Annotated in this window: 13 protein-coding genes and 1 tRNA gene; 7 read left to right on the top strand and 7 right to left on the bottom strand. The window is 68.3% G+C overall.

Features of this window, described 5'->3' with window-relative positions; all coding sequences use genetic code 11:
• Positions 1–62: 62 nt before the first annotated feature.
• Entirely contained in the window at positions 63–1,229 is a 1,167-nt protein-coding gene (locus tag JO236_RS21915) for a L,D-transpeptidase (RefSeq protein WP_293335691.1), read from the bottom strand.
• A 235-nt stretch (positions 1,230–1,464) separates the two neighbouring features.
• On the opposite strand from JO236_RS21915, the gene JO236_RS21910 reads away from it, so the two are divergent.
• From JO236_RS21910 to JO236_RS21895, 4 genes are all read left to right on the top strand, one after another.
• Positions 1,465–1,537: transfer RNA gene (locus JO236_RS21910), tRNA-Lys, on the top strand.
• Between the two features lie 214 nt (positions 1,538–1,751).
• Positions 1,752–2,099 (top strand): PE domain-containing protein, encoded by a 348-nt coding sequence (locus tag JO236_RS21905; protein WP_293335536.1) that lies wholly within the window; start codon positions 1,752–1,754, stop codon positions 2,097–2,099.
• A 97-nt stretch (positions 2,100–2,196) separates the two neighbouring features.
• The gene (locus JO236_RS21900; RefSeq protein WP_293335535.1) at positions 2,197–2,364 is read left to right on the top strand and encodes a hypothetical protein; all 168 of its coding nucleotides are present in this window, start codon (positions 2,197–2,199) and stop codon (positions 2,362–2,364) included.
• A gap of 124 nt (positions 2,365–2,488) precedes the next feature.
• Positions 2,489–4,228, top strand: a complete 1,740-nt coding sequence (locus JO236_RS21895; protein WP_293335532.1) for a DUF3556 domain-containing protein — start codon at positions 2,489–2,491, stop codon at positions 4,226–4,228.
• A gap of 15 nt (positions 4,229–4,243) precedes the next feature.
• On the opposite strand, the gene JO236_RS21890 is transcribed toward JO236_RS21895, so the two are convergent.
• A complete protein-coding gene (locus tag JO236_RS21890) occupies positions 4,244–4,471 on the bottom strand; it encodes a DUF3618 domain-containing protein (protein WP_293335529.1) in 228 nt (75 codons plus the stop codon).
• 81 nt (positions 4,472–4,552) lie between these two features.
• Here JO236_RS21890 and bcp point away from each other — a divergent pair, with 81 nt between their 5' ends.
• Entirely contained in the window at positions 4,553–5,026 is a 474-nt protein-coding gene (bcp, locus tag JO236_RS21885; protein ID WP_293335526.1) for a thioredoxin-dependent thiol peroxidase, read from the top strand.
• Positions 5,027–5,127: 101 nt separating this feature from the next.
• On the opposite strand, the gene JO236_RS21880 is transcribed toward bcp, so the two are convergent.
• The gene (locus JO236_RS21880; RefSeq protein ID WP_293335523.1) at positions 5,128–5,523 is read right to left on the bottom strand and encodes a hypothetical protein; all 396 of its coding nucleotides are present in this window, start codon (positions 5,521–5,523) and stop codon (positions 5,128–5,130) included.
• A gap of 111 nt (positions 5,524–5,634) precedes the next feature.
• Here JO236_RS21880 and JO236_RS21875 point away from each other — a divergent pair, with 111 nt between their 5' ends.
• The gene (locus JO236_RS21875; RefSeq protein WP_293335520.1) at positions 5,635–5,943 is read left to right on the top strand and encodes a DUF732 domain-containing protein; all 309 of its coding nucleotides are present in this window, start codon (positions 5,635–5,637) and stop codon (positions 5,941–5,943) included.
• A gap of 219 nt (positions 5,944–6,162) precedes the next feature.
• The gene (locus tag JO236_RS21870) at positions 6,163–8,703 is read left to right on the top strand and encodes a PE family protein (protein ID WP_293335517.1); all 2,541 of its coding nucleotides are present in this window, start codon (positions 6,163–6,165) and stop codon (positions 8,701–8,703) included.
• A gap of 21 nt (positions 8,704–8,724) precedes the next feature.
• On the opposite strand, the gene JO236_RS21865 is transcribed toward JO236_RS21870, so the two are convergent.
• From JO236_RS21865 to JO236_RS21850, 4 genes are all read right to left on the bottom strand, one after another.
• Positions 8,725–10,050 (bottom strand): dipeptidase, encoded by a 1,326-nt coding sequence (locus tag JO236_RS21865; RefSeq protein WP_293335515.1) that lies wholly within the window; start codon positions 10,048–10,050, stop codon positions 8,725–8,727.
• Between the two features lie 93 nt (positions 10,051–10,143).
• The gene (locus JO236_RS21860) at positions 10,144–10,536 is read right to left on the bottom strand and encodes a holo-ACP synthase (RefSeq protein ID WP_293335512.1); all 393 of its coding nucleotides are present in this window, start codon (positions 10,534–10,536) and stop codon (positions 10,144–10,146) included.
• A gap of 28 nt (positions 10,537–10,564) precedes the next feature.
• The gene (locus JO236_RS21855; protein WP_293335509.1) at positions 10,565–19,810 is read right to left on the bottom strand and encodes a type I polyketide synthase; all 9,246 of its coding nucleotides are present in this window, start codon (positions 19,808–19,810) and stop codon (positions 10,565–10,567) included.
• 533 nt (positions 19,811–20,343) lie between these two features.
• A complete protein-coding gene (locus tag JO236_RS21850) occupies positions 20,344–21,075 on the bottom strand; it encodes a DUF1906 domain-containing protein (RefSeq protein ID WP_293335506.1) in 732 nt (243 codons plus the stop codon).
• Positions 21,076–21,116 lie beyond the last annotated feature (41 nt).

Below are 21,116 nucleotides of genomic sequence, written 5' to 3'. Positions count from 1 at the left end.
CGCCCGAGGGACACCGCACCAATGTCCTGACAGGACGCGCGATGATCTCGGCGGCACCGCGCTCAGGTGTTGGCGTTGCCCGCTTTCCACTGCGGCCACGGAATATTCCAGTCCCCGAGACCCTCGGTGCCGGACAAGGTTGCGCCGACGGTGTTCATCACCTCGACGATGTCGCCGCGCTTGACGTGGTCGTAGAACCATTCGGCGTTGCTGGGACTCACGTTCAGACAGCCGTGGCTGGTATTGGTGTGACCCTGGGCGCCCACCGACCACGGCGCGGAATGCACGAAGACCCCGCTGTAGGACATCTGCGTGGCCCAGTCGACGTCGGTGCGATATCCGTTGGGCGAGTTGACCGGAACGCCGTAGGTCGACGAGTCCATGATGATGTGCTTGAACCGTCCGCCGATGATGTAGACGCCGTTCGCGGTAGGGGTGCTGTCCTTGCCCATTGAGGTGGGCATGGTTTTGACGACTTCGCCGTTGATCCGCACCGTAACCATCTTGGTGTTGTCGTCGGCGGTCGCGACGACCTCGTCGCCGATCGTGAAGTGCGTCTTGACGTTGTCCTCGCCGAACATGCCCTCACCCAAGTCGACTCCGTAGGTGTTGACCGCCACGTCGATCGTTGTGCCCGGCTTCCAGAAATGCTCTGGGCGCCAACGTACTTCGCGGTTGTTCAGCCAGTAGAACGCGCCCTCGACGGGCGGGTTGGTGGTGATGACGATCGCCTTCTGCGCCGCGAGACGGTTGGCGATGTTTTCGTCGAACCGGATGGCCACCGGCTCGCCGATGCCCACGACCTCGCCGTCGCCGGGGTTGACGTAGGGCATCGTCAGGTGCTCCGGGGAACTGGTCTGGAAGGTCATCTGGCGGGTGGCCGCGCCGCCCATGCCGAGCGCCTTCACGTTCAGCGTGTAGCGCCTGTTGTAGCCGAGTTGCTCGGTGGTCGACCAGTGCAGCCCGTCGGGGCTGAGTTGACCGTTGATCGTCCTGCCGTTGTCGTTGACCATGGTGACCGCCGCGAGCACGCCGTCGGCAACCGAAACCGTCACGGGCGCGTCCACGGTGACACCGACCGCGCCGTCTGCGACCGAGGCGGTGAGCTTGGGTACCAGCAGGTCTGCGAATGGCGTGCCTTTGTCCACGATGGCCTTCGGCGGCGCGGCTCCGGGGCTGCCGTTGCTGCTGCAGGCGACGCCGAACAGCGCAACAGGGATCATCAGCATGGCTAGCCAAGCTCTGGCGCGACGGCCCCTGGCCACGGGACTGGTCACAACACCCACCTTTCGCACTCACCTCCCCTCCACCGCGTCGTGACCGGGCGCAAAACTCTCGGAGTAGTTTAGGGCCTCGCGGAGCACCACGAGGCCACTACGTTGTTACGCCCGCCGAAGTTCACTAATCTGAGATTTCACCTCGTAGCGCATTGCCTGTTAATGTGCCTTGGCTAGGTGGATCTAGGCGCCGTTAGCTCAGTTGGTAGAGCAGCTGACTCTTAATCAGCGGGTCCGGGGTTCGAAACCCTGACGGCGCACCTCAACGCACTTCAACGCATTCAACCGCAGGTCGAGCGGCTCGGTGAATTCGCTCCGCGCTCCTGCGATCTGCCAGCACCCGAGCGCCCGTTGGGTCGTTCGCTCGTCCGGCGACCAGCAATCCGTTTCAACACGCGTACGGGGTGCGGGCACTGTGATAGTTATGACGCAATCTGATGGTCACGCCCAATCCTGGCGATAGGGGGGCACCTGATGTCGTATCTCGACGCGATTCCGGATGAGTTTGCCGTCTCCGCCGCCGCCGTGGCCCGGACGGGTTCAGCTGTGAGCGCGGCCAATTCCACGGCGGCGACGCGGACCACCGCGATCGCGGCCGCCGCCGAGGACGAGGTGTCGGGGGCGATCGCGGCGCTGGACTATTGGGCCACGGCGGGGCCGGCGGGACGGGCGGAGCGGGCGGCGCCGGCGGCACCACGACCGGCCAGAGCAGCGATATCCTCGGCAATGCCGACGGCGGCGCCGGGGCGAGCGGCGGAACCGGCAAGGCGGCTGGATACATGGCAACGGCGGCCAAGGTGGAAACGGCGGCACGGGCGCTGATGGTGGTGACGGCGGCACGGGCTCGATCGGCGGCAACTCCAACGGCGGAGCCGGGGGCGCAGGCGGGGCCGGCGGGGGCGGCGGCGACGCCAGCCTGGTGGGCGACGGCGGGGCCGGGGGAACCGGCGCATCCGGTGGAGCGGGCGGACAGGTCGGCAGCAGCGGCGGCGTCGGGGGCGCTCCGGGAAACGGCGGCCCCGGCGGCCCCGGGGGCCGGCGCGGGTTGCTGTTCGGCCACGACGGGCAGGCCGGCGCCGGTCACTGATCAGCCGCGACGCTAGAAGCCGGCGCGGGGCCGTTCCAGCCGTTATTCAGAAAGAGGTAATCAGGACCGGGCCAAGCGGTAGCTTTCCTTGCACCGACAGGCCCCCCGCGTCGAAGGAGCCGCAATGGGGTTCATCCAGCCCAATCTGCCCGTCGTCGACATACCCGAATGGAGTAAGGGCACGCGCGCCGAGCGGGTTGTGCCGATGATGCGCCACATCGCCGAGAACGGCTTCGGCACCCCGCTGGTGATGCACGTCATGTACGGCGTGAAGATCGCGCTGTACATCCTTGGCGGCTGGCTGTTCGCCTGGACCACGGCAGGCATCGGAGGATTCACTCGCGTCGCCGAGTGGTGGACCGAACCGATCGTGTTCCAGAAGGCCGTGCTCTTCACGATGCTGTTCGAGGTCGTCGGTCTCGGATGCTGCTTCGGTCCGCTGGCCGGACGCTATTTTCCGCCGATGGGTTCGATCCTGTACTGGCTGCGGCCCGGCACCATCCGGCTACCACCGTGGCCGGACCGGGTGCCGTTGACCAAGGGCAACAACAGAACCCCGTTCGACGCCGTGCTCTACGGCGCCCTGGTGATGTTGCTCGCAATAGCTCTAGTGTCCGACGGCAGCGGCCCAATTCCCGCTCTGCACACGGTGATCGGCGTGCTGCCCTGGTGGCAGACCACCGCGATCCTGTCGGTACTGGCCGTGCTCAGCCTGCGCGACAAGGTCATCTTCCTGGCCGCCCGCGGCGAGGTGTACGCGCCGCTGGCGCTGGCGTTCCTGTTCTCCGGCGCCGACATCGTCGTCGGCACAAAGGCGGTCTTCATGGTGATCTGGTTGGGCGCGGCGACGTCGAAGCTCAACCGCCACTTCCCGTTTGTGATCTCGACGATGCTGGCCAACAACCCCTTCATCCCCTCCGGGTTTCTCAAGCGGTCGCTGTTCAAGTGTTATCCGGACGATCTGCGGCCCAGCGCGTTGGCGGGTCTCATCGCCCACTTCTCCACTGCCGTGGAGGGATTGGTGCCGCTCGCACTGTTCTTTTCGCACGGCGGCTGGCCAACCGCCGTCGCCGCGTTCGTGATGATCCTGTTCCATCTGAACATCCTGCTGGCCTTCCCGATGGGGGTGCCGCTGGAGTGGAACGTGTTCATGATCTTCGGGGTGCTGTGGTTGTTTGTCGCGCACGCCAACCTGGGGTGGGCGAGCGTCACCAATCCGTTGCCGCTGGCCATCCTGTTCGCCGTCATCGCGGGCACCGTCGTCGTCGGGAACCTGTACCCGCGCAAGGTTTCCTTCCTGCCCGGTATGCGCTATTACGCGGGTAACTGGGACACCACACTCTGGTGCGTCAAGCCGTCGGTGGACGAGAAGTTTCGCACCGGCTCGCGCGCGCTCGGCCCCATGCAGCACCTGCAACTCGAGCGGTTGTACAAAAGCAAAGAGGCCACCCTGGTCCCGATCCACCTCGCATACGCGTTTCGGGGGATGAACACGCACGGGCGCGCGCTGTTCACCCTGGCGCACCGGGCGATGGCCGGCTACGACGAGGACGACTACAACCTCTGTGAGGGCGAGGTTCTTTGCGCGATGGTTCTTGGCTGGAACTTCGGCGACGGCCATCTGCACAACGAGTGCCTTATCGAGGCGCTACAGCAGCGGTGCCGATTCGAGCCCGGCGATGTCCGGGTGGTCATTCTCGACGCGCAGCCGATCCAGAAACAGACGCAGGAGTACCGGCTGGTCGACGCGGCGACGGGCGAGTTCGAACGGGGTTACGTCGACGTCGACGTGATGGTTACCAATCAGCCCTGGGCCGATGACATTCCGATACACGTCCAAAGCAGCGCCGCCGGGATGGCCTGAGCGCGCGGCGGCGGCTCAGCGGTTGCGGACCCGGTGCACCACCACCACGACGACGAGTGCTCCGACTCCGGCCAGCGACACCGTCACCACCGGTTTTCTGACGAATTCGAGCACCCGGGCCCTGACGTCGTCGGCCAGGCGGCGGGGGTTGGCGCGCTCAGCAAGCGAATCGACGGTGGCGGCCAGCTGGTCGCGGGCCACGTCGATCTCCTGCTTGATTGCTTCGGGGTCCCGGTCGGCCACGTCTCTGTCCTCCAAGTCCGGCTGGTGCACCTGACGCACTACCCTAGTGCCGACGCCGCGGTGAACAGAAAGGGACGTACCTTGACCGAGAGCACCCGATTGGCACCTGGCGACAAGGCACCCGCGTTCAGCCTGCCCGACGCCGACGGGAACAAGGTGTCGCTGGCCGACTACAAGGGACGCCGCGTCGTCGTGTACTTCTACCCGGCCGCGTCCACGCCGGGCTGCACGAAACAGGCGTGCGACTTCCGGGACAACCTGGCCGAGCTGAACGACGCCGGCTTCGACGTCGTCGGGATCTCCCCCGACAAGCCAGAGAAGCTCGCCAAGTTTCGGGACGCCGAGGGGTTGACGTTTCCGCTGCTCTCCGATCCCGACCGCAAGGTGCTGACGGCATACGGTGCCTATGGCGAGAAGACGATGTACGGGCGGACTATCCAAGGTGTTATCAGGTCAACGTTCCTGATCGACGAGAAGGGCAAAATCAGCGTCGCCCAGTACAACGTCAAAGCGACCGGCCACGTCGCGAAGCTGCGCCGCGACCTCGATGTGTAGGTGGCCTGCGGCTGACCGCGACTGGCCCCACATCGGCAGCGCTGAATGCATGCAGATGGCACCTGTAACCCGCGCTCGAAGACGCGGTGCTCATAGCAGCATCAGGAACCATTGTGTTCGCCATAATCCGTACCGAGCGCGCGCTTGGCAGTTTTTACCTTCCACATATGCAGGCTGATCCGTTGAGCCCGGGCGGACGGGAAGCGGCAATTGCAAAGCTCCTCGTTAAGACGGATCGAGGTCACCTGCGCTGCTGTTTGCGATGCTGGCTCCCAACGCCAGCCGTCGTTGTTCTGGCAAACGATGCTCTCGCCATCACCGGCCACGTCAGATGCTCCATGGTCGCTGTTACGACAGCGCTCGCCGGGCTCGTAGCAGGTGCCGTTGTTGCTTTGCGGATGGCAGCTTGATGGCGTCGAGGGGGCGGTTGTCCAGAGCGGCGGCGCCGCGACGAGGAGTGTGGCTGTGATGGCGAGGAGCGCGAGGGGCGCATGCACGGATTGTCGCGCTGATGTCAGGGGTTTGCTACCCCGGACCGGGGGTAACCGCGCGCTTTGGGAAGATGATTGCCTGGCGTTGTCCGCATTTCGAATTGGGTTCGGTTTCGCATGAAGATGCTGCTTTCCATTGCCGTGGTCTTGGCGGGTTCTGCAGTCCTCGCGGCAACCGCGCACGCAGATCCGAGCGACGCGCAGTTCGTCCAAAACATCCGCAACGGCATGGGCGTAGAGGTCGACGACGTGCCGGGCCTCATCGACTCGGCGCACGGGATTTGCAATGAGATGAAGGGCGGCATGCCCTATGACAACGTTCTATCGTCCTTCCGTCAGGGCAATCCGTATTTGGACCGCGACCAAGCTGCCTACTTCATCAGCGCCAGCACCCAGGCCTACTGCCCGGAATTCGTCGTCCAGTGACTCGGAGAGAAATGACGAAGGACGCACGGGCCCAACACTCTCGGGCCATCCCGTGATCCCTGAACCGGGATAAACCCTTTTCCCTCTTTGCGATCGGACCGGTTCACATTCCTGTCACACAAACCGCCTTGCTGTCGTCACGGGAAGGATTACTTTGGCACAGTCGGCGCGCAACGGTGGTGCTGCGATCGTCGGGGTGTTCGCAAAGTGAGGTAACCGATGTCTTTCGTCTTCGTCTCTACCGATGCCCTGGAAGCCTCGGCGGCACAACTAAGCGGTCTGGGCGCCGCGATCAATCAGGCTCAGGCGGCGGCGGCGCCTGCCACCACGGCGCTGATGGCTGCGGGGGGCGACGAGGTGTCGGCGGCGATAGCGTCGTTGTTTTCGGCACACGGCCAGCAGTATCAGGCGCTCAGCGTGCAGGCTGCGTCGTTTCACGACAGCTTCGTCCAGGCAATGGCCGCCGGCGCGGGATCCTATGCGGCTGCCGAGGCCGCCAGCGCCAATCCGTTGCAGGCCATATTCCTGGTGATCAACGCGCCCTTCCAGACGGCCTTGGGTCGGCCGCTGATCGGCAACGGTGCCAACGCGCCGGCCGGGTCTGGGCAAAACGGTGGGGCCGGGGGAATTCTGTTCGGCAACGGCGGTGCCGGTGGTTCGGGTGCGGTGGGTCAAAACGGCGGTAACGGTGGGGCCGCGGGTTTGTTCGGCACCGGTGGGCCCGGCGGCGCCGGGGGGCCAGGCCAAGACTTGGTTATGGGCTCCCCGGGCGCGGCCGGCGGCGCGGGCGGGGCCGGCGGAATTTTGTTCGGCAGCGGCGGCTCCGGCGGCTACGGAGGTCAGGGCAATTCGGTCGGCGGCCCCGGTGGGGCAGGTGGGCTTGGCGGGGCAGGCGGGCTGTTCGGCGCCGGTGGTGCCGGCGGCGCCGGTGGCGTCGCCGGAGACGGCGCGCTCGGTGGTTCCGGTGGGACCGGCGGGGCCGGCGGGGTGCTGGCTGGCCTGCTGGGCGCGGGGGGCGGTCACGGGGGCGACGGCGGCAACGGGGTCGATTCTGGCAACGGCGCCGGCGGTGCGGGCGGAGCGGGCGGTGCGGGAGGGCTGCTCGGCGGGCCCGGCGGCGCCGGCGGAAACGGCGGGGGCTTCGCCCTGACCGGCGGTCACGGAGGTGCTGGTGGCGACGCGGGCGCGTTGTTCGGCACAGGGGGTTCCGGCGGCGCCGGCGGAAGCAACGCAAGTGGTACCGGTGGTGATGGCGGAGCGGGCGGCAAGGCGGGCCTGTTGTTTTCCAGTGGCGGTGCCGGCGGTGCCGGCGGATTCGGCTTCCAAGGTGGGTCCGGTGGGACTGGCGGCGCTGCAGGATTCCTGTTTTCCGACGGCGGGGTCGGCGGGACCGGCGGGGGCGCGAGCCTGAGCGGGTTCATTGGCGGCACTGCGGGGTCCGGTGGGCAAGGTGGTCAGGGCGGGGCGCTGATCGGCGACGGCGGCGCCGGCGGCGCCGGGGGCTACGGCGCGCTCGGAGCCGGGCCCGGTGGCGCGGGCGGGTTCGGCGGGAACGGGGGTCTGCTCGGCGCCGCCGGCAATGGCGGCAACGGCGGGTTTGGCTCGAATCCGGGTGCCATCGGTGCCGCCGGCGCCAATGGCACCACCCCGCTGCAGCCGCTGTACGACGTCATCAACACCCCCACCGACCTGCTGTTGGGGCGTCCCCTGATAGGTAACGGCGCGAACGCGGCCCCCGGCTCCGGGCTGCCCGGCGGGGCCGGCGGGATCTTGTTGGGCTCCGGCGGGGCGGGCGGATCGGGCGCGGCCGGCCAAACAGGCGGGGCCGGCGGAGCGGCCGGGCTGCTTGGCGAGGGAGGCGCCGGCGGGGTTGGTGGCTTCTCCACATCGGGCAACGGTGGGTCCGGTGGCGCCGGCGGGTCCGGTGGACTGCTGCTGGGCAGCGGCGGGATTGGCGGAATCGGCGGCGGGTCCGCATCCGCCACCGCTGGCGCCGGCGGCGCAGGCGGAGCCGGCGGACTCCTGGGTGCCGGCGGCGACGGTGGCGGCGGCGGTTATGCCGACTTCACCGGCGGCAAGGGAACTGGTGGTGTCGGTGGCGCCGGCGGCGGCGGGGGGCTGCTTGGCGGACTCTTCGACGCTGGGGGCGGCATCGGTGGAGCCGGCGGACAGGGCGGAGCTGCCGCCGGCGCCGGCGGAGCCGGTGGCAACGGCGGCGTGATCGCCGGCGTCGGCGGAGCCGGCGGGTCCGGAGCATTCGGCGGCGCGCACGGCAACGGCGGCAACGGCGGTAACGGCGGCCTGCTGTTCGGGGACGGCGGCGACGGCGGGACAGGGACCGCGGGAGGCAAGGGTGGGGCCGGCGGCACTTCGGGTCTGCTGCTCTCCGATGGCGGCGACGGCGGAAGCGGAGGGGGTGGCGGCAGCGGACCGGGTATTACCGGTGGAGCCGGTGGTGCGGGCGGTGGCGCGTCGCTGTTCGGCTTCGGCGGAGCAGGCGGAGCCGGCGGCTTCACCTCGACGGCTGGTGGTTCGGGCGGCATCGGCGGCAGGGGAGGCCTTTTGGTCGGCAGCGGCGGTGACGGCGGCGCTGGTGGCGGTGCTTTCGTGACCGGCGGCAGCGGCGGTGACGGCGGCGACAGCCTGTTGATCGGCGACGGCGGCAATGGCGGTAACGCCGACAGCGCCCCCACGCCTGGCACCCCCGGCTCCGGCGGCAACGCCGGCTTGCTCGGTGTCAACGGGATCGACGGGTTGTAGACCCGCCAGCGGCGGGGCCAGTCAGGCCAGGTTGGCCAGCAGCAACGCTTCGGCGGTCGCCGCGCGTTCCAGCACACCCAGATGCAGGCTCTCATTGATGCTGTGCGCCTGCGTCGCGGGGTCTTCCACTCCGGTGACCAGAATCGTGGCTTGCGGGAATGCGGCGGCGAACTCGGCTATGAACGGGATCGAGCCCCCCATCCCCATGTCGATCGGGTCGGTGCCCCACGCCTGCCGGAAGGCCGACCGAGCGGCGTCGTAGACCGGTCCCGACGCGTCGATGGCATATGGTTCGCCCTTGTCACCACGCGTGACGGTGACGTGAGCACCCCAGGGAACATTGCTCTTCAGATGCGCGGTCAGCGCGGCCAGATGCGCCTCGGCCTGGCCGCCGGGCGCGATCCGCAGGCTGATCTTGGCTCTGGCCCGCGGGATCAGCGTGTTCGACGCTGCCGCAATGGACGTGGTGTCGATGCCGATCACGCTGATCGCGGGTTTGGCCCACAGCCGTTGCGGCACCGAACCCGAACCGATCTCGCGCACACCATCCAGCAGACCCGAATCGGCGCGTACCCGTTCCGGTGGGTAATCCACTGCCGCCGCGCTACTTTCGTGCAGACCGGCCACCGCGACATTGCCGTCGTCGTCGTGCAGGCTGGCCAGCAGCCGCACCAGTACGCTCAGCGCATCGGGAACCACCCCGCCCCAGATACCGGAGTGCAGCCCATGGTCAAGGGTGGCGACCTCGACCACGCAGTCGACCAGACCCCGCAGCGACACCGTCAGCGCGGGAACTTCAGTGCTCCAGTTGTCCGAGTCGGCGATGACAATCACGTCGGCGGCCAGCGCGTCGCGGTGCGCGGCGAGTAACCGCCCCAGCGACGGCGATCCGGATTCCTCCTCACCCTCGACGAACACGGTCACGCCAACGGGCGGCTGGCCACCGTGAGCCTTGAACGCCGCCAAATGTGTTGCGATGCCTGCCTTGTCGTCGGCGCTGCCTCGACCGTAGAGCCGCCCGTCACGTTCGGTGGGCTCGAACGGCGGCGTTGCCCACTGGTCGCGGTCACCTTCTGGCTGCACGTCGTGGTGGGCGTACAACAGCACCGTCGGCGCCCCCGGCGGCGCCGGATGCCGCGCGATCACCGCCGGTGCGCCACCCTCGCTAACCGTGCGGACATCACCAAAACCAGCCTGCGACAACAGATCTGCCACCACTTGTGCGCTGCGGTGCACCTCATCCCGACGGGCGGGGTCGGCCCACACCGATTCGATGCGCACCAGGTCTTCGAGATCGCGCCGCACCGAGGGCAGCACGTCGCGCACGCGCTCAACCAGATCAGTCATGGCCCCCAGGCTAGTCGTGCGTCGAGACGCCGCGAGCGTGCGCAGAATGCCGTCATTCCCCGGCGTGTCGCGGACAAACACGCACGCTCGCGGTTACGGGGCCTCGAGGATTGCGACCGCGGCTGCGGTGTCCCCCTCGTGGGTCAGCGACACGTGAATGGTCACGTCTGCCAGATGCTCGGCGACGGCTCCGCTCAACCGGACCCGTGGCCGTCCCCACATGTCGGTGACCACTTCGATGTCGCGGTGGATGTCCTCCGGCAGCACCGGCCGTTGGGCGAACCGCGAACCGGACCAGGCCTTGATGACCGCCTCCTTGGCGGCCCAGCGGGCGGCCAGGTGGCGCGCGGCCGACGAACTCTTGTCGGAGGCGTCACGCCGCTCGCCCGGGGTGAACGTCTCGGCGAACATCGTGCCCGGCTGATCGACCTGCTCGGCGAAATCAGGAATCGAGACGAGGTCGATCCCCACACCGACGATGCCCATGGGTGGCCAGGTTAACGGATCGTCAGAGTCAATCGGCGGAGGCCTTGTAGATGTCGTCGGCGCCCAGCCGCGAGCCCGGATTCAGCAGCATGGAAGCCTCCTGACGCTTCTCCGGCACCTCGTGGTCGAAGCGGCGGCCGGGCGGCCGCTGATACATCGGCTCCCCGCCGGCGATGGACGAAACCAGCCGACGTTGACCCACCAAAAGCCTTGCGTCAGCCCGCTTCTGGTAGTCCGCGCGCTGCTCGGGGTCCAGCGTGGCGATGAACGCCTGCGGATGCACCAGCGCGACCAGGCCGGACACATGCCCGAACCCCAGACTGGTCAGCATCCCGGCTTTGAGCGGGAACTTGTCGCCGAGCCGCAGCGTGTCGCGCAGCCAGACAAAGTGTGCGGAACCGGACAGCTCGTCGTCGACGCAATCCAGGCTGCGGTTGGGCGGGACAACGCCGTCGCGCAGCATCTGGCACAGACCCATCATCTGGAAGACCGCGGCGCCGCCCTTCGCGTGACCGGTCAGGCTCTTCTGCGACACGATGAACAGCGGGGCGCCCTCGGACCGACCGAGCGAGTCTGCGAGCCGCTCGTGCAACTCGGTCTCGTTGGGGTCGTTGGCCAGCGTCGAGGTGTCGTGCTTGGAGATCACCGCGATGTCGTCGGCGCCGACGCCCAGCTTGGCCAGTGCGCGGGCTAGCGGCGAGTCCTTGCCCCCGCGGCCCGCGCCCAGGGCGCCCAGGCCCGGGGCCGGGATCGAGGTGTGCACGCCGTCGCCGAACGACTGCGCAAACGCCACCACCGCGAGCACCGGCAGCCCCATCTTCAGCGCCAGGTCACCGCGGGCCAGCAGGATGGTGCCGCCGCCCTGCGCTTCGACGAAGCCTAGCCGGCGCCGGTCGTTGGGCCGGGAGAACTTCGAGTCGTGGATGCCCCGGCCGCGCATCATGCCGGTGTCGGCGGTGGCCGCCATGTCACCGAAGCCGATCACGCCCTCGAGCGTCATGTCGTCGATGCCGCCGGCCACCACCAGCTCGGCCTTGCCCAGCCGGATCTTGTCGACGCCCTCCTCGACCGAAACCGCGGCCGTCGCGCACGCGGCAACCGGGTGAATCATCGCGCCGTAACTGCCGATGTAGGACTGAACCACATGCGCGGCAACGATATTCGGCAGCACTTCCTGGAAGATGTCGTTCGGCTTGTTTCGGCCCAACAGGTTTCCGTGGTACATCGTCTGCATCGAGGTGCCACCACCCATGCCGGTGCCCATGGTGTTGGCCACCAAACTCGGGTGCACGTAACGCATTACCTCGGCCGGGCTAAAGCCGGCGGTCAGGAACGCGTCGACGGTCGCCACGATGTTCCACACCGCCAGCCGGTCGATCGAACCGACCATGTCGGGGCTGATGCCCCACACGGTCGGGTCGAAGCCGGTCGGGACCTGGCCGCCAACGACGCGGGACAGCTTGGTCTTACGCGGGACCCGGATTTCGGTTCCGGCCTTGCGGATGACCTGCCAGTCGGTGGAGTCGGGCACCGGCCGGATAGCCGTGTGCTCGGGATCGAACTCGACGAACGCACGGGCGTCGGCCTCGGACGACACCACGAACGTGAAGTCCTTGTCCAGGTACACGCTCACCAGCAAAGGTGACGCGTGGTCGGGGTCGATCGCGCCGTCATCGACGAACTCGCGAACACCGCAGCGCTCCACGACCCTGTCGTGGTAACGCTCCACCAGCTCGGACTCGTCGACCAGGTCACCGGATTCGGTGTCATACCAACCGGGTTGGGGGTCGTCCTCCCAGCGGATCAGGCCGGTAGTCCACGCCAGTTCCAACACGCCGGCCGCCGACAGCTCGTTGTCGACCTCCATCTCGAACCGGGTGCGCGACGAACCGTACGGGCCGATTTCGGCACCGCCGACGATCACCACCAGGTCGGCCGGGTCAACGTCGAGGTCGGCCCATTCCGGGGGTGGTGCCGCGGTGTAGCCGCGCGGGGGCGACGGCAGCGCGGCGATGGTGCCCTCCGGCGCCTCCTCGGCCTCACCCTCTGCGGCCTTCGCCGCGTGCTCCTCGCGGGCCTTGGCGGCCAGCTCGGCCATGTCGAGGTGGGCCTCCGCGAGCCCGCCGGTTAGGTCCGCCTTGATCGGCGCGCTGGCTGCGGCGACCTTGGACTCGACGTCGCACAGGCCCAGCAGCATCGCGGCCATCTGGTCCGTGGAATACGTTGTGACGCCGGCCTCTTCGACAGCGCTGACGATCGCGTCGTTGTGGCCCATCAGCCCGGTCCCACGGGTCCAGCCGATCAGCGCGTGGGCCAGGCTGACGCGCTCGGCCCATGACGACTCGGCGTGCCAGCGGCTCACCACGGCGTCCAGTGCGGACTTGGCTTCGCCGTAGGCGCCGTCGCCGCCGAACATTCCGCGGTTCGGCGACCCCGGCAGCACCACATGCAGCCGGGAGGCGATGTCGCGTTCGGCGCCGATCGTCGACAGCCCGCCGATGAGTCTTTGCACCGCCCACAGCAGTACCTTCATCTCCATCTCGGCGCGCGAGCCGGCCTCCGAGAGGTCACCGACCACCCTCGGCGCCGCGAATGGGAACAGCAGCGTGGGGGTCAGCGCGTTCTTGATGTGAATCGATTGCGGCCCAAGGCTTTCGCTCTGCTCGTGGCCGATCCAGTCGACCAGGGCGTCGATATCGGAGTACGACGCCATGTTGGCCGCCACCACCCACAGCGCCGCGCCGTAACGAGCGTGGTCGCGGTACAGCGAGCGGTAGAACGCGAGCCGCTCCTCGTCGAGCTTGGACGTCGTCGCGATGACGGTGGCACCGCCGTCGAGCAGGCGCGCGGTCACCGACGCCGCAATCGAACCCTTCGAAGCGCCTGTCACCACGGCGATTTCGCTGTCGTAGGGACCGGGCTCCGGGTTCTCGGCTCCTGCCGCAATCCGGCCGTACAGCGACGCGTGGACCTGCCGCCCCGCCGCCAGCGCCTTGCCCTGCCACCAGGTGGCCTGGGTGGCCACGACGTGGCCGGCGCCCTCGAACCGTTCGGACAGCCGCAGCCAGTCGGCGTCGATGTCACCCTCGTCGGCCAGCCACAGCTTGACCAGGTCCTCGCGGGCACTGGCCCAACGGTCGTCGAAGACGACGGCCTTCTTGCCGTCGAACGCAGGTGCCACCAAACGCGGCCAGTCCGAACCCAATTCGGTAGTGACCAGGTCGATAAGCTCGGCGTCGCTGGCCCCTAACGATCCAGCCGACGCGCTGACCGGGTCGTCGAGCCCCAGCTGACCCAGCACCAGCCGGGCCGCCGACGCCAGCACGCCGTCGCGGCCGGTGATCTGATCGGTGAACTCGCTCAGCGCCGCCGCGTCGACGGTCGCACCGCCGCCGCCGCCGCCCGCGGACGGCAGGGCCACCGAAATGCCGCGGCGCGCGGCCACGGCCGCCACGGCCGCGTCGATGACCTTGTCGACCGACGCCGCGTCGGCCAGCGCTCCCTCGTGGAGGTTGCCCATGGCACCCCCCCGGACGCTGGTGCCCTCGCGGGTGCCCAGAGCGACCTCGACCGTCACGTGCTTGGCCCACCCGTCGCCGAGTTCCCAGGCCTTCTTGACCCGCTCGGCGATGGCGCCGGGTCGCTTACCCGAAGGCCCGAGCACCGTGCGCAGCTGATCGTTGATCGCATCGGAAAGCACTGGGCCGTAAGGCTTGTAGGTACGCGCCAGCTTGGTCACCTGCGACCGCAGCCCGGCCAGGTCGGCTTCGGCGGCACCGTCGATTGCACCCAGGTTCAGCTCGGAGCCCAGGTCCACCAACAGCTGGTTACGCCGCGACGACGCACCGTCGGTGATGGACTCGATGGAGTCCAACTCTTCGACCTGGTCGATGCGCATCTTGGCCGACAGCGCGATCAGCGCCAGTGTGGCGTCGGCGGCATCGAACGCGATGTCGTCGGGCCGCGCGGCACCCGACGGAGCTGCGGCGGGAGCCGGAGCGACGGCGGGGGCGACATTTGACAGGGGCGCGGCGTCCGCCGCAGCGGCCTCGGCGACTGGCTCCTCGGCCTCCGGCTCCGGCTCGGGGTCAGTGTCGGTGGCGAACAACACCGCGGCGTCGCGCTCGGCGTTGAGCACTTCCACTGTGCTGTGGGCATATTCGGGCAGTTTGAGGGTGTTGGTGGCCAGACCCGCCACCGTCGGCGCCGCCTTCACGCCGATCTCCACGAAGCGCTCGACGCCCAGGCCGCCGGCGGCCTCCTCGATGAACAGCAGGTCCTGCGTCTCGATCCAGCGCACCGGGCTGGCGAACTGCCAAGCCAGCAGCTCGATGAACACCCGGCGGGCCATCTCCCGCGGCCGTTCGGCACGCCAGGTGTCGTAGTCGGCCAGGATCTCGTCGAGCGGCTCGGCCGGCACTAGATCCCGGATCTCCTGGATAAAGTCGCGATCCAGGGTGAATGGCCGCGGCACCAGGTTGGGGATGTAGCGCCCGATGATCAGATCGGGATCCTTGTCCAGCGGCATGAGTCGTTCCAGCGACCGGCGGAACTCAGCCACCCCCACCCGCAGCACCCGCGAGTGGAACGGCACGTCGATTCCCGGCACCAGGATGAACGACCGCTTACCGCCGGTGATTTCGCGGCGGCGCTCCACCTCGGCTTCCACCGCTTCCAGACCGCGCACCGTGCCGGCGATGGCGTACTGCGAGCCACGCAGGTTGAAGTTCACGATCTCCAGGAATTCCCCTGTGCGCTCGGCAATCTCGGCGATGAACTCCGAGACGCCGTCGTCAGGCAGGTCGATCTGCGACGGCCTGATCGCCGCCAGCCGGTAGTTGGAGCGGCCCAACTCGTCACGCGGCACGATGTCGTGCATCTTCGATCCGCGGTGGAACACGGCTTCCAACAACGCCTCGAGCTCGAAGATGCCGCTGACGCAGGCCAGCGCGGTGTACTCGCCCACGGAGTGCCCACAAGCGATCGCACCTTCGACGAAGGCGCCCTGCTCGCGCATCTCGGCGACCTGCGCGGCCGCCACCGTCGCCATGGCGACCTGGGTGAATTGGGTCAGAAACAGCACACCGTCGGGGTGGTGGTAGTGCACGCCGCTGGCAATGATGCTCGTTGGGTTGTCGCGGACCACGTGCAGCACTGAGAAGCCCAGCGTCTCGCGGGTGAACTTGTCGGCCTGGTCCCAAATCTTGCGGGCGCCCTTGGACCGCGCCCGCACGTCCATGCCCATGCCCTTGTGCTGGATGCCCTGGCCGGGGAACGCGTACACCGTCTTGGGTGCGGCCAGTCGCGCACTCGCCGACATCACCAGATCCGATCCGATGCGTGCGGTGACCTCCAAAACCTCTGCGCCCTGGTCGATTCCGACGCGTTCGACGCGGAAGTCAACCTCGTCGCCGGGACGTACCATGCCCAGGAACCGCGCCGTCCAGCCGATCAGCCGGGCCGGCGGCCGGGCCTGTCCGTCGGTGGCGGTCACCGTGTGCTGCGCAGCGGCCGACAGCCACATGCCATGCACGATGGGCGATTCCAGTCCGGCCAGCAGCGCGGCGGCGCGGTCGGTGTGAATGGGGTTGTGGTCACCGGACACCACCGCGAACGGGCGCATGTCCACCGGCGCGGCCAGGGTGACGTCGCGACGACGACGCCGTGGGGTGTCGGTGGCGTTCTCGGACACCACGCCGCCGGCCCGGGCCGGGTCGGTGAGTTCGGCGGCGCCGGTGCGGCCGAGGATGGCGAACCGTTCGTCGAAGGCCACAACGACGTCGCCGCCCGCGTCGGTAACGCTCACGTTCACCGGGACGACGCGGCCCATATCCGTGTCGACGGCGGCCGAAGCCGTTGCGGTGACCGTTAATTGGGTCGGGGTGGTGGGCAGCTGACCCAGCACGCGCGCAGCGTGGTCCAGGTGCACCAAACTCAACAGGCCCTCCACGACCGGCACGCCGGCGTCGGTAACGGCCGAGCCGATCACGGCGAACACCGCCGGCCAGCAAAGTCCGACGAGCGCGTCGGGCACGGTGGTCAGACCGGGGGCCAGCGGCTCGCCGAAGGTGGCGGTGACACCGGTGTGGTCGGCGACCCGCTCGGGGTCCCAGGCCACCGCAACGGTGGCGGTTCCGTCGTGCACCGGGGGCAGCGACTCCGGGCCGTCGGCGCCGGCGGCGATCGCCAAGACCGCACGCATGGCGGTAGCGGCGTCCTGGGTCGAAACCACTGGGGCACCACCGTCAATGGTGTTGGCGGGCAAGGTGAACGGGATCTCCACCCAGGTGCCCGATACCGGCACGCTGAGGGTCACCCGGCCATGCGGGGTCACCTGCAACCGAGCGCCCGTGGAAGAGTTTGTGGCAGTGCGGTTTTCGTGGACCTGCCAGTCGGCAGGGTCGGCGATCCGGTGCACCGGGTTCGTCGCGGTGCGCCCGGCCCACAACACGTCAGGGGCGTCAAGCACGACGGCCAGCGGTCCGGTCACATCGAGCCGTCCGCGCCGCCGCGATATCGTGTCCCGGGGCTCGGCGCCGGTCTCGAGCACCTCGTCGATGGCGGCCTGCTCGAAGCGGTCCAGGAGCTCGCCGACGGGCTCGTCCATCCGGCTGATACCGGCGACCGCGGCGGTGCCGGGAATGATGCACACCTGATCGGCGTCGTAGCGGGCGTCGTGCGCCTGCCACAGCGAGTCGCTGCGCCACCAGCGGCGGACGTCCTTGTCGATCACCGGCACGAAGTTCACCGGCTTGCCCAGCGTCTTGCACAGGGTCACGAAGAACGGCACGTCGGCCGGATGCAGTTGGACGGTCTCGGCGTCGGGATAGTGCGCCAACAGTGTGGCGAGGGCCTGCTCGGGATCCTCCAGCAGCTCAGCCGAGGTGAACAGGGTCTCGATCGGGCCGTAATCCTTTGCGTGCAAACGGGCTTCGGCACGCTTCAGCATTTCTTCGAAGCGGTCACGCCAGGTGTCGGCCAGCCACGGGCTGCCCGGCGCGGCGGTGTCGGCGGTCGAGTCGCCCGCACCGATCGTCAGCTCCACGTAGCGCCGTAGCCACTGCAGGTAGGTCATCTCCGCGACATCGCCGAAGTACGGCTTTGCGGTGTTGGCCATCGCGGCGATGATCTCGTCGCGGCGCTCCGCCACCGCCTCGGCGTCACCGGCGACCTCGTCGAGCAGCCGGCCGCAGCGCGACGCGGTGTTGTCGATCTCGTGGATGTCGGCGCCCAGCTGACTGCGGCTGGAGGCCATGCCGCCCTGGGCCTTTCCGGCGCTGATCCACTGATCGGTGCCTTGGGTCTCCACCAGCATCCGCTTGACCGACGGCGAGGTGGTGGACTCCAGCGTGGCCATAGCGGCGGTGCCAACGAGGATGCCGTCGATCGGCATCAGCGGGAAGCCGTACGCCTGCGCCCAGCGTCCCGACAGGTAGTCGGCCGCCCGCTCCGGGGTGCCGATGCCACCGCCGACGCACACCGTGATGTTGGGCCGCGAACGCAGCTCCGAATAGGTCGCCAGCAGCAGGTCGTCGAGGTCTTCCCAGGAGTGGTGGCCGCCGGCACGTCCACCCTCGACGTGCATGATCACCGGCTTGGTGGGCACCTCGGTCGCGATGCGGATCACCGAGCGGATTTGCTCGATGGTTCCGGGTTTGAACACGACGTGGCTGATGCCGATGTCGTTGAGCTCCCCGATCAGCTCGACGGCGTCCTCGAGGTCGGGGATGCCCGCGCTGACCACCAGACCGTCGATCGCCGCCCCCGACTGACGGGCCTTCTGCACCAGCCGTTTGCCACCGACCTGCAGCTTCCACAGGTATGGATCGAGGAACAGCGCGTTGAACTGGTAGGTGCGGCCCTCGTCGAGCAGCCCGGACAGCTCCTGGATGCGGTTGGCGAAGATTTCCTCGGTGACCTGGCCGCCGCCCGCGAGCTCGGCCCAGTGCCCCGCGTTGGCCGCCGCGGCGACGATCTTGGCGTCCACGGTGGTAGGGGTCATGCCCGCCAGCAGAATCGGCGAGCGCCCGGTCAGCCGGGTGAACTTGGTGGACAGCTTGACCCTGCCGTCGGGCAGGCGAACCACCGTCGGGGCGTAGCTCGACCAGGCTCGCGCCACTTCCGGGGTGGCCCCGACCGTGAAGAGATTGCGTTGCCCGCCGCGGGTGGCCGCCGGCACGATGCCGACCCCGAGGCCGCGGATCACCGGTGCGGTCAGCCGGGTCAGGATGTCACCGGGGCCGAGGTCGAGGATCCACCGCGCGCCCGCGTCGTGCACGCGCGTGATCTCGTCCACCCAGTCGACCTTGTTCACCAGGATGGCCTCGGTCAGCCGCCGGGACAACGCCACGTCCAGGCCCACCTTCTCGGCCCAGCCGCCGACGATGTCGATGCCGTCGGCCAGCCGTGGGGTGTGGAATCCGACCTCGACCTGTACGGGGTCGAAGATGGGTGCGAAGACGTCGCCGCCGCGGATCTTGTTCTTGCGCTCGGCCTCTTCTTTCTCCGAGATCTGCTGGCAGTACAGCTCGAAGCGAGACAGCTGTTCGGGAGTGCCGGTGATGACGACCGAGCGCCGACCGTTGCGGATGGACAGCACGGGCGGCAGCACGGTCCGGACGTCCTGAGAGAACTCGTCGAGCAGCCGGCGAATGCGCTCGGGGTCGGCGTTGGTCACCGACACCATCGGCGGACGATCGCCCAGGACCGAGATGCCACGCCGCCGGGCCACCAGCGTTCCGGCCGCACCGATCAGCTGGGCCATCGCCAACAGCTCGACGTCGCGCGCGCCGCCCGCTTTCAACGCCTCGACGCCCAGCACGCCCTGCGAGTGCCCGGCCACGGCGACCGGCGGTGTGGCGACCAGGTCCATGCCCTGGCGGGCCAGGGCACGCCCGGCCGCGATCTGGGTCAGCAGCACCCCCGGAACCGATACCGCGGCCGACGTCAGGTGCTTGTTGGACGGGACCGGGTCCTCGGCGGCCAGCGCGCGCACCCAGGGCAGCGGCTCGAAGCCGATGGGGCGTACCACCACCAGTTCCCTGGCGACCGGCTCCAGCAGCAGCTCGACCTCACCGACGAGCGTCGCCAACTCCGACTCGATGCCCGCCGAGGACACCAGCTCTTCAAGCGTCTCCAGCCAGGCGCTGCCCTGGCCACCGAACGCGACGGCGTAGGGCTCGCCCGCAGTCAGACGATCGACCAGCGCATGGGTGCTCTGCGGGCCGTTTCCGTCACGATCAGCGGACACCCGGTCGTGCTCATGGATCGTCACGTTCTGCATCTCCCTGCTGTGCGTCTATACGTATCGGTTTCGTGCGGCCCGGAGTATTGCTGGGCCAACTTGTGGCTGCTCCGGCTTTCTAAGGCGAAGCGTCGTCTGATTCGGCATCGAATCGCAGTCGAAAATCAGCTGACCGCTGCGTTGTCGGTGGGCCGACCCTGGATCGGACGGCGCGGTGGACCGCAGCGGCTCCTACTAAGAGTGTCATAAGGATCCGTGCACTTTTCTTGCGGCGATTGGTTACTGGCGAGTTCTACGCACGGGTAACCGTGTCGTGGGTAACAGCGCACCGAACCGGCGCCGGGCAAGTGTGTGACAAACCTCCTGCATGTTGGTGGTTACGGTCGAGTAGCTATAACTGCGCTGATCAAAGCAGTATTGTTATGTAATCGTTATGTAAAAATTTTCGGCCGACAAGTCTCCGTCGGCCTCCGCATTGCTGGGGCGCCGACGCCGCCGCCGCCGCGGATCGAGCGAACGACTGTTTGCTGGAATCTGGGTGTCGTGTAACTCGAGAGACGTGGCTAGACCCACTGCCCGAATTGCGGCTTGAGGATTTCGTTGATGTCCACCCCAACGCCGCCCACGCTGCGCTTGTCGATCTCCACCTGGTGCAGGTGCGCGGCCGGATGGGTGTACCCGTGCGGCGAGCCCCAGTTGTGCTGCCAGAAGTAGGAGCCCAGCCCATCGTGCAGCGCCCAATCGATGGTCTTCGAGTTGGCATATACGCCGGTCCGCTGGTGTCCGACGACCGACTCCCAGGACTGTAAATAGGGCACGATCTGGTTCTTGTACTGGGTGTATGACGGGTCGTCGTCGATGGACGCGTAGATCGGGGCGCTGGCGGGTCCGCCCGCGGCGGTGTGCAGTTCCATCCCGCGCTTGGCGTGCTGCAGGCCGGCGGGGGCGCCGCCCAGCCAGTCCGAGGTGCTGCCTTTTCCGTACTGGTAGCACGAGACGATCTTGAGCCCACCGCCGCTGAGGTCACGGGCCTCACCGACCTGGATCGGCTTGCCGAGCATCCACGCGCCCCCGGGTCGCCGATCGGACACGTAGCGGATCGATCCGACGGCCCCGGCGGCCTTGATCTGGGCGGCAGGGATCACGCCGGCGGCGTAGTCCAACAGGGTGCCGAGCGAGGCGGCCGACGCCGGTGCCGCAAGCCACGACGCCGCGGTGCCCAGACCTACCAGGCCCGGCGCCGCGACGGCGGATTGCAGGGCGAATTTGAGCAGGTCACGCCGAGACACCGACACATGCCACAGGGTACGACAAAAATAACATCTGACACACGAGC

Source organism: Mycobacterium sp. (assembly GCF_019247635.1).
GTDB lineage: Bacteria > Actinomycetota > Actinomycetes > Mycobacteriales > Mycobacteriaceae > Mycobacterium.
The sequence above is the reverse complement of the archived record's forward strand: the minus strand, read 5'-3'. Positions and strand labels throughout refer to the sequence as shown.

Excerpts from the sequence above, each read along its gene's own strand:
- JO236_RS21915 (WP_293335691.1), bottom strand. The coding sequence starts at position 1,229 with ATGCTGATGATCCCTGTTGCGCTGTTCGGCGTCGCCTGCAGCAGCAAC.
- JO236_RS21905 (WP_293335536.1), top strand. The coding sequence starts at position 1,752 with ATGTCGTATCTCGACGCGATTCCGGATGAGTTTGCCGTCTCCGCCGCC.
- JO236_RS21895 (WP_293335532.1), top strand. The coding sequence starts at position 2,489 with ATGGGGTTCATCCAGCCCAATCTGCCCGTCGTCGACATACCCGAATGG.
- JO236_RS21875 (WP_293335520.1), top strand. The coding sequence starts at position 5,635 with ATGAAGATGCTGCTTTCCATTGCCGTGGTCTTGGCGGGTTCTGCAGTC.
- JO236_RS21870 (WP_293335517.1), top strand. The coding sequence starts at position 6,163 with ATGTCTTTCGTCTTCGTCTCTACCGATGCCCTGGAAGCCTCGGCGGCA.
- JO236_RS21865 (WP_293335515.1), bottom strand. The coding sequence starts at position 10,050 with ATGACTGATCTGGTTGAGCGCGTGCGCGACGTGCTGCCCTCGGTGCGG.
- JO236_RS21860 (WP_293335512.1), bottom strand. The coding sequence starts at position 10,536 with ATGGGCATCGTCGGTGTGGGGATCGACCTCGTCTCGATTCCTGATTTC.